This is a genomic window from Microbulbifer weihaiensis, assembly GCF_048323715.1.
GTDB lineage: Bacteria > Pseudomonadota > Gammaproteobacteria > Pseudomonadales > Cellvibrionaceae > Microbulbifer.
The window spans coordinates 1-12,329 of sequence record NZ_JBLWFL010000019.1; the positions used below are offsets into that span (position 1 = coordinate 1).

General features: G+C 56.7%; 10 protein-coding genes. 8 read left to right on the plus strand and 2 right to left on the minus strand.

Annotated elements, in window-relative coordinates:
* Nucleotides 1-767 precede the first annotated feature (767 nt).
* The 4 genes from ACNKU7_RS16485 (at nt 768) to ACNKU7_RS16500 (ending at nt 4,870) form a co-directional block, all read left to right on the plus strand.
* Nucleotides 768-1,544 (plus strand): ferredoxin--NADP reductase, encoded by a 777-nt coding sequence (locus ACNKU7_RS16485; RefSeq protein ID WP_418298103.1) that lies wholly within the window; start codon nt 768-770, stop codon nt 1,542-1,544.
* Nucleotides 1,545-2,155: 611 nt separating this feature from the next.
* Nucleotides 2,156-3,250, plus strand: a complete 1,095-nt coding sequence (gene hppD / locus ACNKU7_RS16490; protein WP_418298104.1) for a 4-hydroxyphenylpyruvate dioxygenase — start codon at nt 2,156-2,158, stop codon at nt 3,248-3,250.
* 24 nt (nt 3,251-3,274) lie between these two features.
* Nucleotides 3,275-3,823, plus strand: coding sequence for a VOC family protein (locus ACNKU7_RS16495; RefSeq protein WP_418298105.1), 549 nt, complete (start codon nt 3,275-3,277; stop codon nt 3,821-3,823).
* Nucleotides 3,824-3,862: 39 nt separating this feature from the next.
* Nucleotides 3,863-4,870, plus strand: a complete 1,008-nt coding sequence (locus ACNKU7_RS16500) for a fumarylacetoacetate hydrolase family protein (protein WP_418298106.1) — start codon at nt 3,863-3,865, stop codon at nt 4,868-4,870.
* Nucleotides 4,871-4,918: 48 nt separating this feature from the next.
* Here the strand turns inward: ACNKU7_RS16500 and ACNKU7_RS16505 are convergent, their stop codons facing one another.
* Nucleotides 4,919-5,773: a carbon-nitrogen hydrolase family protein gene (locus tag ACNKU7_RS16505; protein ID WP_418298107.1), complete on the minus strand. Its 855-nt coding sequence runs from the start codon at nt 5,771-5,773 to the stop codon at nt 4,919-4,921.
* A 166-nt stretch (nt 5,774-5,939) separates the two neighbouring features.
* The gene (locus ACNKU7_RS16510; protein WP_418298108.1) at nt 5,940-6,893 is read right to left on the minus strand and encodes a SphA family protein; all 954 of its coding nucleotides are present in this window, start codon (nt 6,891-6,893) and stop codon (nt 5,940-5,942) included.
* Between the two features lie 248 nt (nt 6,894-7,141).
* On the opposite strand from ACNKU7_RS16510, the gene ACNKU7_RS16515 reads away from it, so the two are divergent.
* The 4 genes from ACNKU7_RS16515 (at nt 7,142) to ACNKU7_RS16530 (ending at nt 12,326) form a co-directional block, all read left to right on the plus strand.
* On the plus strand, nt 7,142-7,936 hold the full coding sequence (locus ACNKU7_RS16515; RefSeq protein WP_418298109.1) for an SDR family NAD(P)-dependent oxidoreductase: 795 nt from the start codon (nt 7,142-7,144) through the stop codon (nt 7,934-7,936).
* Nucleotides 7,937-8,128: 192 nt separating this feature from the next.
* A complete protein-coding gene (locus ACNKU7_RS16520) occupies nt 8,129-9,907 on the plus strand; it encodes a DUF885 domain-containing protein (protein ID WP_418298110.1) in 1,779 nt (592 codons plus the stop codon).
* Nucleotides 9,908-10,117: 210 nt separating this feature from the next.
* The gene (locus tag ACNKU7_RS16525; RefSeq protein ID WP_418298111.1) at nt 10,118-11,461 is read left to right on the plus strand and encodes a dipeptidase; all 1,344 of its coding nucleotides are present in this window, start codon (nt 10,118-10,120) and stop codon (nt 11,459-11,461) included.
* A gap of 157 nt (nt 11,462-11,618) precedes the next feature.
* The gene (locus ACNKU7_RS16530; RefSeq protein ID WP_418298112.1) at nt 11,619-12,326 is read left to right on the plus strand and encodes a pirin family protein; all 708 of its coding nucleotides are present in this window, start codon (nt 11,619-11,621) and stop codon (nt 12,324-12,326) included.
* Nucleotides 12,327-12,329: the final 3 nt, after the last annotated feature.

Consider the following 12,329-nt stretch of genomic DNA (forward strand, 5'->3'; position numbering starts at 1 on the left):
CCCCATGTGAGAGTAGGTCATCGTCAGGTTTTATTCCAAAAGCCCTGATCGCTAACGCGGTCAGGGCTTTTTTCGTTGGGCGCATGCCTGTGCCACATTTCCATCACTATCCACAGTACTCTGTGCGATCCTGGATAACCTCAAAGCAACACAAAAGTTACCCACAAAACAACGGTACTAGAGCCGTCCTTTTACACCCCGCTAACGATTTCCCGGCACACTTCTAGCGACGCTTTTTTAATCGCTTTCCCAAACCCAGCAACCACGCCCGCCACAGACAATATCCCGGACTTATCCCCAGCTCTGTCCAGTGTTTCTGTGAGTAAGCCGCCTGTGGATAACGGTGGAAAAGCTCGGAAAATCAGTCTCTCGTACTAGTTACAAGTGGCCAAATGAAAAAATCCGAAGCGGGAAAGAAATTTTTATCCACTCGGTTTTAGAGTCTTGGCGTCGAACTTTATTGAGTCATTTTCGTCCACTTTAGTGAGGTGCAGTGATTACACGTTTAACTGCAAATACCCCAGTGTTATCCACAAGGCTATCCATAGCTTCTGTGGGTAAATCTGATAAATCCATCAGGAGCATTGTTCGCGTCCTACTTCTGGATTACAGCGCGAATTCAGTCTCCAGCTCGGCGAGGGCCAATTCAGAATCCATACTGATCCATAAAATCGATAAGTAATATCTAAATATCCCGTTTTCCCAATACTTGTGGCGGAGCTAAAATTCATCCATCAAAAAGGTTAGGAATAAGCGGTTTTATTGATATGTCGAACTTGAATAAGGAAACAGTGCTGGAAGTGCACCATTGGAATGAGACCCTGTTCAGCTTCAAGACCAGTCGCGACCCTGGCTTCCGCTTTGAGAATGGCCATTTCACCATGATTGGACTGCAACAGGACAATGGTCGCCCGCTATTGCGTGCGTACTCGATTGCCAGCGCCAATTACGAAGATGAACTGGAATTTTTCAGTATCAAAGTGCCGGATGGCCCTCTGACCTCACAACTTCAGAAAATTAAACCGGGCGACGAAATTTACGTCAGCCGCAAGCCGACGGGTACTTTGGTGGCGGATCACCTGCTGCCAGGAAAGCGCCTGTGGCTGCTGTCTACGGGCACAGGCCTCGCTCCATTTATGAGTATTATCAAGGATCCCGCCGTCTACGAACGTTTTGATCAGGTGATCCTCACGCACGGCGTGCGGTATAAGTCTGAGCTGGCTTATCAGGACTACATCGAAAAGGAGCTGCCAGAGCACGAATATTTCGGAGAAATGGTTCGCGAAGGGCTGCGCTATTACCCAACGGTAACCCGCGAGGCCTATCGCAATAATGGTCGTCTCACGGACTTGATGCTTTCCGGCAAGATCTTCAAGGATCTGGAGCTCCCCCAGCCAAACGTCGAGGAAGACCGGTTTATGTTGTGTGGCTCACCGGCGATGTTGAAAGATCTCACCAAGATTCTGGACGAGTGGGGCTTCAAGGAAACTCGCGCAGGTGTGCCCCGCGAATACGTCATCGAGCGGGCCTTCGTAGAAAAGTGAACGAAAGGTGCCTCAAGCGGCACTGCGCGCCTTCACTGCGTGCAGTGCCAATGGCTTGAAGAGGGAATAGCGGAGTCGGTACTTTGAAGATGTCTGTGCAAGGGATTGCGCAAGGATAGTGACGGATTCACGCGTTTTTGAAGTGTCGACCCCAGTATTCAATTAGTTCAATCAAGCTCCCCCCGAACTTCCCGCTATCGCCTATCGATTTGGGAAGATCCATCTGTATCCCGCCCGCTCACTCTCGAATTAAAGGCTTGGCTCCGTGCAGGTTACGTTCGGGCGTGTAGTGTCGGTTTCCGCCATATATGGATTTCGAGTGCGTATTTCTTCTGGCCACGGCGACACCCAAGGCCCCGATAATTCGTGCGATATATTTCGCCCCCGTCTTTCCATGGCCGCAACCGAGGCCGGATACCCGACCTTATATTGACTCCGTAGTAGGGGAGGCTGCCGCAATCAGTAAGAGTGACTGAATGTTCACTCTCAGTTTCGCAACTCCCCGGGTCTTGACATTAGTTTCACGTGCAACTAAATTCGTTGCACCTGAAACTAATAGTCCGACACCGCCGCGCGAGCGCGGCGCAACGAGAGAGATAACGGAGGACCACATGGCCGATTTATTTGAAAACCCGATGGGTCTGGATGGCTTTGAATTCGTAGAGTTCACTGCACCGGAGAAGGGTATTCTGGAGACTGTATTCGAGGCCATGGGCTTCACCAAGGTAGCCCGTCATCGCACCAAAGACGTTGAGCTGTGGCGTCAGGGTGACATCAACTTCATTACCAACTACGAGCCGGGCAGCCACGCCGACTACTACGCCCGCGAGCACGGCCCCTCCGCCTGTGGCCTGGCATTCCGCGTGAAAGACGCCACCCTGGCATACAACGAAGCGATCAAGAAGGGCGCGCAACCGGTAGAAGTCAAAACCGGCCCGATGGAACTGCGCCTGCCGGCGATCAAGGGCATTGGCGGCGCCACCCTGTACCTGATTGACCGTTACAAAGAAGGTGAAACCATCTACGACATCGACTTCCACTGGCTGGAAGGCGTCGACAAACACCCGGAAGGTTGCGGTTTCCATACCCTGGATCACCTGACCCACAACGTGTATCGCGGCCGCATGGACTACTGGGCCAAGTACTACGAAGACCTGTTCAATTTCCGCGAGATCCGCTACTTCGACATCAAGGGCGAGTACACCGGCCTGCTGTCCAAGGCGATGACCGCACCGGATGGCAAGATCCGTATCCCGCTGAACGAAGAGGCCGCCGGTGGCGGTGGCCAGATCGAAGAGTTCCTGATGAAGTACAACGGCGAGGGTATCCAGCACATCGCGTTTGCCTGTGACGACCTCGTTGCCTGCTGGGATCGCCTGAAAGCGCAGGGCATGCAGTTCATGACCCCGCCGCCCGAAACCTATTATGAAATGCTGGAAGAGCGCCTGCCGGGCCACGGCGAGCCTACCGCTGAGCTGAAGTCCCGCGGCATCCTGCTGGATGGCACCACCGAAGGCGGCCAGCCGCGCCTGCTGCTGCAGATTTTCTCTGCCAACATGCTGGGACCGGTGTTCTTCGAGTTCATCCAGCGCAAGCAAGACGAAGGCTTCGGTGAAGGCAACTTCAAGGCCCTGTTCGAGTCCATCGAGCGCGACCAGCTGCAGCGCGGTGTGATTGGCGGCAAAGGCAAAGAAGACGCGGCCTGATCGGCAGCACTCTGGAGGCCTGCAATGGCAATTCAACGTATTCACCACGTGGCCTATCGCTGCCGCGACGCCAAGGAGACCGTGGAGTTTTACCGCGACCTCCTCGGCATGGAGTTCCAGCTCGCCATCGCCGAAGACAAGGTGCCCTCTACCGGGGCACCGGATCCCTACATGCATGTATTTCTCGATGCAGGGCAGGGCAACGTACTGGCGTTTTTCGAGCTGCCCAACTCTCCGGATATGGGCCGTGATGAAAACACCCCGCAGTGGGTGCAGCACATAGCGCTGGAAGTGGAGAGCATGGACGAGCTGCTGGCGATGAAGCAGAAGCTTGAAGATGCAGGAATTGATGTGCTCGGCCCAACCGACCACACCATTTTCAAATCCATCTACTTCTTCGATCCCAATGGGCACCGCATCGAGCTGGCCGCGAACACGGCAAAGCCGGGCATGCACAAGGAACTCAAGCGAGTGGCCGAAGACATGCTGGAAGAGTGGGCGCGCACCAAGAAGGCACCGCGCCACGCGGCGTGGATGCACGGCGACCAAGAATTCAAACCCTTGGATCCCTGAGTCCTCAGCGGATCCTGAATTGAGTAAGAGGAAGGCACAGTGAAGTTAGCCAGCCTGAAATCCGGCCGCGATGGCCATCTTGTGGTGGTCAGCGATGACCTCACGCGCATGGCATCTGCGGCTGAAATCGCACCGACGCTGCAGAATGCATTGGACAACTGGGCGGAAAAGTCCGCCCAGCTGGAAGACCTGCACGCAAAACTCAACAGCGGTGAAATCGCGGGCGAAGCCTTCGATCAGACCCAATGTCACTCGCCGCTGCCGCGCGCCTACCACTGGGCGGACGGCAGTGCTTACGTCAACCATGTCGAGCTGGTGCGCAAGGCACGCAACGCGGAAATGCCGGAGAGCTTCTGGACCGATCCGCTGATGTACCAGGGTGGCTCTGACACCTTCCTGGCGCCCCGCGAGCCGGTAAAAATGCCCCAGAGCGAAGGCTTCGGGATCGACTTTGAAGCGGAAATCGCGGTAATTACCGACGACGTCCCCATGGGTGTTTCCGCCGAAGATGCGCTGCAGTACATCCGCCTGGTAATGCTGGTGAATGACGTTTCCTTGCGCGGCCTGATCCCGAACGAGCTGGCCAAGGGCTTCGGCTTCTACCAGTCCAAGCCGTCCAGCGCCTTCTCCCCGGTGTGCGTTACCCCGGAACAGCTGGGCGAGCACTGGCAGGCGGGCAAGCTGCACCTGCCGCTGGTATCCGAGTTGAATGGTGAGAAATTCGGTGAGCCGAATGCGGGCATCGACATGACCTTCCACTTCGGTCAGCTGATTGCCCACGCGGCCAAAACCCGCCCGCTGGGTGCCGGCACCATCATCGGTTCCGGAACCGTGTCCAACAAGCTCGACGGTGGCCCCGGCAAGCCGGTGGCGGAAGGTGGCGTTGGTTACAGTTGTATTGCCGAGATCCGCATGATCGAGACCATCCAGGACGGCAAGCCGAGCACGGCGTTCATGCAGTTTGGTGACAAGATTGCGATCGAGATGCTGGACGGCAATGGTCAGTCCATCTTCGGGCGCATCGAGCAGACTGTGGAACAGGCGTAATACCCGCTTCCACTGCCAGTAAAAAGGCCACCCATCGGGTGGCCTTTTTCATTTCAGCCTGCGCATGGATAGCAGCGGCATCGCCTGGCGTATCCTGGTGAGTTTGTCGCCTTCAAGTTCGGCGGTAATGACACCTTCCCCTTCGCCAGCTTCCGCAAGCACTTCCCCCCAGGGATCGATGATGGCGGAATGGCCCCAGGTACGCCTCTTGTCTGAGTGCTGCCCGCCCTGGTTTGCCGCTATAACATAGCAGCCATTCTCAATTGCGCGTGCCCGCAGCAGCGTCATCCAGTGCGCCTGCCCGGTGGTGTGGGTAAAGGCTGCGGGTACCATCAGTATCTCCGCGCCGTCTTGGGCCAGCTGCCGGTAGAGTTCCGGGAAACGCAGGTCAAAGCATATGCTGAGCCCGAGTTCTGCCCAGGGGGTCGCTGCAGTGAGCGGTTGCTCGCCGGGCTCGATACTCGCGGACTCCCGGTAGCGACCGGCCGCATCGGCGACGTCCACATCGAACAGGTGGATCTTGTCGTAGCGCGCTTGCAGGGAGCCGCGCTCATCGTACAGCAGGAACGCTGAGCGGCTGCGGCGATCCGACACCGCGGTACCGTCAGGCCTGTCCAGCAGTGGCACCGCGCCGGCAGCAAGCCAGATGCCCAGTTCTGCGGTCCAGGTCATCAGCGCGTGCTGGATCGGCTGTCGATCAGGTAGCGCTGTTGCATCGCCCGCAAAGGTCTCGGCCGCTGAATAGCTGCCGCGATCCGACAGGTGGGCAAAGTTTTCCGGCAGTAACACCAGCTGGGCACCGCTTTCGGCGGCTTGCCGTAACAGGCGGTGTGCGCTCGCCAGATTCTCGGTGACACTGTCACCGCTGACCATCTGTACCGCAGCAACGCAAATATTTTCCACCGGCATCCCCTTTTTTATTCCCCGGAATGTATTGCACAAGTAATGCCATTTGCCGGGGCCACAAGTCAATGCATGTGGTGCGACGGAGGGGTAATTAAATGCTTGTCCGAGTACAAAAAAAGCCGCCCTGTATGCGGCGGCCTTCTGCAAACCAGGGTGAGGCAAATTATTTTTTGCCGGTTCCCAACTGATAGACAAACTTCAGCCAGTAGTAGTCACCCTCAGTGGTGTTCTTGGTGTCGAGCTGCGGCAGCCAGCGAAATTCCACCACGATATTGTCTTTGCCCATTGGCAACAGGTAACCGATGGCCGGACCGATACCGGCGGTCTTGGTCTGGAAAGGCCCAACCAACCGACCCTGATTTTTGTCATCGCTGATCTGGTTACCCAAAAAGGCACTCACCCCAACCGTCATGAATCCACTACCGGCCTTTATCATCTGTTGCAGGCTGGCATCGAAATGCAACATGCGCCCGCTGCGATAGTCGGTATCGTCGTTCTCATCGTTGATGGTCAGCCCGCCGAAGAAGGTGGCGTTGAAACCGCTCTCCAAATTGGCATAAGAAATACCGAACGTCGGATCGACCGACCAGTAGTTGAGGCCGGGGTTCGCCAGGCGTCCGGTCTCGTATTCTCCAGTTGGCGCTCGGATCGGCAGTAGTGCGTTGTACTGCCAGTTACCATCCACCCAGGCAAGCATCACGGGCAATAGCGTGGTGTCGCCGAGGCCAGATTCCGATTCACTGCGGCTGATTGAGCCGAGCGGGCTGATCACTCTGCCGCGGACATCCACATCCGTCCAGGAAAGGTAAGCGCCCGCGGTATATTTTGCCCCGAGCACTGTATTCTCAAAGGTATACAGGGCACCGGGCACGAACGCATTAATCCTCACATCGATACCCGCCGTGACCAGGCCGGCAATGGGTACGTCTACCGTGGCGCTGAGGTCGCCGCTGTAATTCATATACATGGGTTCGAATACCCAGCCGGTCTGTACCGGCACGCGGTCAATGAGGGTGGCGGTGGTGCCGGGTACGTAGTAGCCGATGCCGCCCTCGGTGGCCTGTGTGGTCAGCGAGAATAGAGACGCCATCAGTGCGATGCCGCCCTTCCAGTACATTTTCCGCCACCATGCCCGTGAGAAACAATTCAAATACACGACGAAATCTCCTTGTCGCAGCCGCTTCCTGCATTAGCTTCGCCTTACAGTGTAGATCCGCAGAACAAAAGTTGTGTTGAGGATACGTATCGGGGAAAAACGAGCGAGGCAATATCGCTGTCGGGCAGTTTTTCCAACAAATTTTTTCCCAACACCTGGCGTGTCCAAACTACGCTTAGCCCGACAAAATTTACCTTCGGAGTGTGGTGATGGATTTGCAACTTGACGGAAAACTCGTGTTTGTCAGCGGTTCAACCAAAGGGATCGGACGCGCCATTGCCGAATCATTGTTAAAAGAAGGCGCAAGAGTAATCATCAATGGCCGCTCGGGCACCGATCAGGTTGCGAAAGACATGGCAAGCCTGGGTGATGTAATTGCGGTGGATGGTGATCTGTCCGCCGCCGAGGACAGCGAAAGAATATGTCGTGAAATTGAAAGCCATGGACAACTCGATGTATTGATCAACAACATGGGGATATTTAACCCAAAACCCTTTGCTGAAATCAGTGACGAAGAGTGGCGTCAATTTTTCGATGTGAATGTACTGAGCACCGTGCGCCTGAGCCGCTATTTTTTCCCGAAAATGCTCAAGCAGGATTTTGCGCGCATCATCAATATCGCCAGCGAGGCCGGTATGCGCGGCCTCGAGAGCATGGTGCACTACTCGATGACCAAAGGTGCGCAGATCGTGATTGGCCGCGGCATGGCCAATCTTACCAAGGGCACAGGAACCAATATCACAGTGAATTCAGTGCTGCCCGGGCCGACCCTCACTGAAGGTGTGAACCAGTGGCTGAAAGACAGTGCGGCCGGGCAGGGCAAAACAGAAGCGCAGTTTGTATCGGAGTTTTTCCAGGAGACTGAGCCGGATTCGCTGCTGCAGCGGTTTATCAAACCAGAGGAAATTGCCGCAGTGGTTGCGTTTATCGCCTCCCCACTGAGTGCCGCGATCAACGGTGCCAGCATCAAGGCCGAGGGCGGGCTGATCAAGAGTATTGTGTGATCGCGGCAGGCAAATTCTTCTGTACAGGATCTGCCTCTGATCTGGTCACTGCGCACAGGACTTTTGACTGTTGAGGGAGTCTCTCTCCCTATGGCGATCGGTCGTATTAACTTTGGGTTACCCTGGCGTCGCAAATTTACATCTCCGTGGTATGGTTGCCGGCAAAGCAAAAGAACCTCGGAGATTTCCCTCATGTCCGGCAGTACCCTGGCAAACCCGCTGCGGTTTATCCCCGTTATAGCGCTCCTGGCAACACTGTTTGCCCCATCAACCTGGGCCGCAACGGCCGCGGAGGCGCTGCAGCAGGTCATCGACGATCACTGGCAGTACAGCCTGCGTGAAGACCCCATCACTGCGGGACGCATGGGCGAGAAGGGCTTCAACGACCGCCTGCCCGGCGTCGCCCAGCAGGATCGTGCCCGCCGATTGAAAGCCGAGCAGGCCCTGCTTGCGCGCTTGCAGAAAATCGATGCATCGGCACTTACGCCAGCGCAGCGCGTCAACCACGAGCTGCTGAGCTGGGTGCTGGAAAACTCCATCGAGAGTAACGAACTGTTCCTCGAGCGGATCCCGATGAACACTTTCTACAGTTTCTGGAGTTCGGCGCTGGATGCGAGCAGTGGGCTGTCTATGCCCGGGATCTCGGACTACGAAGACTATATTGCCCGTATCAAGGATTTCAGCCGCTACTTCGACGAGAACCTCGCGAATATGCGCGTGGGCATAAGAGATGGCTTTGTGCTGCCGAAAATCGTGGTCGAGGGCATTGCGCCCACGGTGCGTGCGCAGGTTTACGATGACCCCACCAAGAGCAGCCTCTACGAGCCATTCAAAACGCTGCCGGATACCTTCTCCGCAGCGGATAAAGCACGTCTGCAGCAGCAGGGGCGGCAGGCAATCGAGGACTATGCAATCCCTGCCTTTGCTCGCGTGGCCACTTTTCTCGAAGGCGATTATCTAAGGGCGGCTACCGACACTCTCGAGGCGGAAGCACTGCCGGGCGGCGAGGCGTATTACCGCCACGCGATCCGCACCTATGTCACACTGGACATGGATCCGGACGAGATTCACAAAACGGGCCTCGCGGAAGTAAAACGTATCCGCGCGGAAATGGATGCGCTGATCAAGGAGTCCGGGTTTAACGGCAGCTTTGAAGAATTCACTGAATTCCTGCGTACTGACCCCCAGTTTTATGCAAAGACGCCAAAGGATCTGCTTAAGGAAGCTTCCTACGTTGCCAAGCGTATCGATTACCGCCTGCCGGAATTCTTCGGAAAACTGCCGCGCCTGCCTTACGGCGTGGTACCGGTGCCTGATGAAATCGCCCCCAACTATACAACGGCGTCCTATAACCACGCTGCAATCGGCGGTACCCGCGGCGGCGCCTACTGGGTGAACACTTATGCCCTTGACCAGCGTCCGCTGTACGAACTGGTGGCGCTGACCCTGCACGAGTCGGTTCCTGGCCACCACTTGCAAGTTGCGCTGTCACAAGAACTGGAAAATGTGCCCGATTTTCGTCGCAACCTGTATCTCAGTGCATATGGTGAAGGCTGGGGGCTCTACTCCGAACGACTCGGCGTTGAGATGGGGGTGTATGAAACTGCCTACCAGCAGTTTGGCCGCCTGAGTTATGAAATGTGGCGCGCCTGCCGCCTGGTGATTGATACCGGCATTCACTCCCAGGGCTGGAGCCGTCAGCAGGCGCTGGATTTCCTTGCCGACAATACCTCGCTCTCCATGGCCAATGTGCGCGCGGAAGTGGATCGCTACATCTCCTGGCCGGGCCAGGCACTGTCTTACAAGATGGGCGAAATCAAAATTCGCGAATTGCGCGCGAAAGCCGAGGAGGCACTGGGCGATCAATTCGATATCCGCAAATTCCATGATTCCCTGCTGGCAAACGGTGCCCTGCCGCTGTCGATGCTGGAGCAGCAAATGGATCGCTTTATCGCTGAAAACAAACCCTGAAGATCGCAAGCCCCGGCAGTCTGCCGGGGCTTTTTTTGCCGGTTAATTCGAGTTTGAGACGCCGGTGAGTGAAATTTGGGTGGTACACATTTTGCTTTACTAAGCCATGTCCCCATCGCCGAGAATCAAAGTGTTACCGGATTACCCCGCGACCGGGAAAAGACACCAGCCATACATACGGATTACTCAGTAATTCACACCGGGGGATTCATGATTAAAAAATTTCATCTGGCGCTCTGCATTGCGGGTGCACTGGTCGCGGGTTGCAGCCCGGAAGTCAAAGAGCCTGCAGAAGCAGCATCGGCCGGCGAGCGTGCCGCAGTCGAGAACGTGGTAGAGGAAGATGTAGAAACGCTGCACAGGCGCCTGCTGACCATGGATACCCACGTGGATCTGGATGTGGGTTATTTTACTGCGGAAAAAAACTACACCCAGAATCTGCCAACGCAGGTTGACCTGAACAAGCTGGAACAGGGTGGGTTGGATGCCGTCTGGTTCAGTATCTACACCGGGCAGGGCGAGCTGACTGAAGCCGGTTACGCCGCGGCGCTGGAAAATGCGCTTGCCAAGTTTGATGCGGTGCATCGCCTGGTCGAGGACATTGCCCCGGATCGCATTGGTCTCGCAACAACGCCAGAAGAAGTAGAGGCACTGATCGGCGAAGGCAAGCTCGCTGCCTTGATTGGGGTGGAGAATGCCTATCCACTCGGTACGGATCTGAGCCTGGTGCAGGACTTCTACAATCGCGGTGCGCGTTATATGTCGCTCTCGCACAATGGCCACAGCCAGTTTGCTGACTCCAATACCGGTGAAAGTGATGGCGTGTGGCTGCACGATGGCCTCAGCGACCTCGGCCGGCAGCTGGTCGCGGAAATGAACCGGGTGGGGATCATCATCGACCTGTCGCACCCGTCCAAAAAAGCCAACATGCAAACCCTGCAGCTGACCAAGGCACCAGTGATCGCCTCACACTCTTCGGCCAGGGCGATGAATGATGTCAGCCGCAATTTGGACGATGAAGAGCTGCTGGCGATCAAGGAGAACGGTGGTGTGGTACAGACGGTGGCATTTGCTTCCTACCTGAATACCGGCAAGTACGAAACCTGGAAAGAAAAGGCATTCGCGGTCATGGCCCGGGAAGGGCAGAAGACCGGGTTCCAGATGATGGAGAGGGATCAGGTGCGAGCACTCGATCACGCTGCCCAGGATGCGTATTACGCGGAATTCATGCAGCTGCGTGCAGAAGTTGCGCCCCTTGTGAAACGGGAAGTGGATCCGCTGGTGCCGCCGGTGAATGTGCAGGACTTTGTCGATCACATTGATTACCTGGTGCAGAAAATCGGCATCGACCACGTGGGCATCAGTTCCGACTTCGATGGTGGCGGCGGTGTCTCCGGCTGGAACGACGCCTCGGAAACGGCCGCGGTTACCCGCGAGCTGCTGAAGCGTAACTACACCGAGGAGCAGATCAGCAAGCTCTGGAGTGGCAACCTGATGCGGGTTATGGCGGAAGTGCAGGCCGTCGCCGGATCATTGCAGAGCGCGGAAGGCTAAGCATTCCATCCGCCGTTGATCGGTCAGCCCCTCCACGTGTGGCGGGGCTGGCCGGTCGCAGTCCTGTTATCGAACGATTTATCCCAATAAATTCGATTTTTCCCTTCTCATACCCTTCGTATAGTAGCGCCATCCAATCCAAAGCGAGGACGGCAACATGCTCTATCTACGGCGCGCCGACGAACGCGGCAAGGCAGATTTCGGCTGGCTCGATTCCCGCCATACGTTTTCTTTCGGGCACTACTACGACCCCAAGCACATGGGCATTTCCGCGCTGCGGGTGATCAACGACGATACCGTGGCGCCGGGAGCGGGCTTCGGCACCCATGGCCATCGGGATATGGAAATCATCTCCTACGTGCTTGCGGGAGCCATCGCCCACAAAGACAGCATGGGCAATGAATTCGTGGTGCCGGCCGGGGAGGTGCAGCGCATGACCGCCGGTACCGGCGTCACCCACTCAGAGTACAACCACTCAAAAACCGAGCCGCTGAAGTTTCTGCAGATCTGGGTCATCCCGAACCAGCGCAACCTGCCACCAGGTTACGAGCAGAAAGCGATCCCGCAGGTGGGCAGCCTTACGCCGCTGGTGACCGCCGACGGGCGCGATGGATCGCTGACCGTGCATCAGGATACAAGCCTGTACCGGCTGCAGCTGCACGCCGGTGAAACCGAAACCCTGAACACTACCGACGGTGTTGGCTACCTGCACATCATCGAAGGCGGGCTTGAGGCCAATGGGCAGGCACTGGGCGGCGGCGACGGCCTCGGTGCACTGGACGAGCCGCTGACAGTGCGTGCAGGGGCGGGCGGGGTGACCGCGCTGTGGTTCGACCTGCCGCGTCAGGTGGAACAGCGCGGCTAGCGC

What these genes read in the sequence shown, in the direction of transcription:
- ACNKU7_RS16510 (WP_418298108.1), bottom strand. Translation starts at nt 6,893, where the DNA reads ATGTACTGGAAGGGCGGCATCGCACTGATGGCGTCTCTATTCTCGCTG.
- ACNKU7_RS16525 (WP_418298111.1), top strand. Translation starts at nt 10,118, where the DNA reads ATGATTAAAAAATTTCATCTGGCGCTCTGCATTGCGGGTGCACTGGTC.
- ACNKU7_RS16495 (WP_418298105.1), top strand. Translation starts at nt 3,275, where the DNA reads ATGGCAATTCAACGTATTCACCACGTGGCCTATCGCTGCCGCGACGCC.
- ACNKU7_RS16530 (WP_418298112.1), top strand. Translation starts at nt 11,619, where the DNA reads ATGCTCTATCTACGGCGCGCCGACGAACGCGGCAAGGCAGATTTCGGC.
- ACNKU7_RS16515 (WP_418298109.1), top strand. Translation starts at nt 7,142, where the DNA reads ATGGATTTGCAACTTGACGGAAAACTCGTGTTTGTCAGCGGTTCAACC.
- hppD (WP_418298104.1), top strand. Translation starts at nt 2,156, where the DNA reads ATGGCCGATTTATTTGAAAACCCGATGGGTCTGGATGGCTTTGAATTC.
- ACNKU7_RS16520 (WP_418298110.1), top strand. Translation starts at nt 8,129, where the DNA reads ATGTCCGGCAGTACCCTGGCAAACCCGCTGCGGTTTATCCCCGTTATA.
- ACNKU7_RS16485 (WP_418298103.1), top strand. Translation starts at nt 768, where the DNA reads ATGTCGAACTTGAATAAGGAAACAGTGCTGGAAGTGCACCATTGGAAT.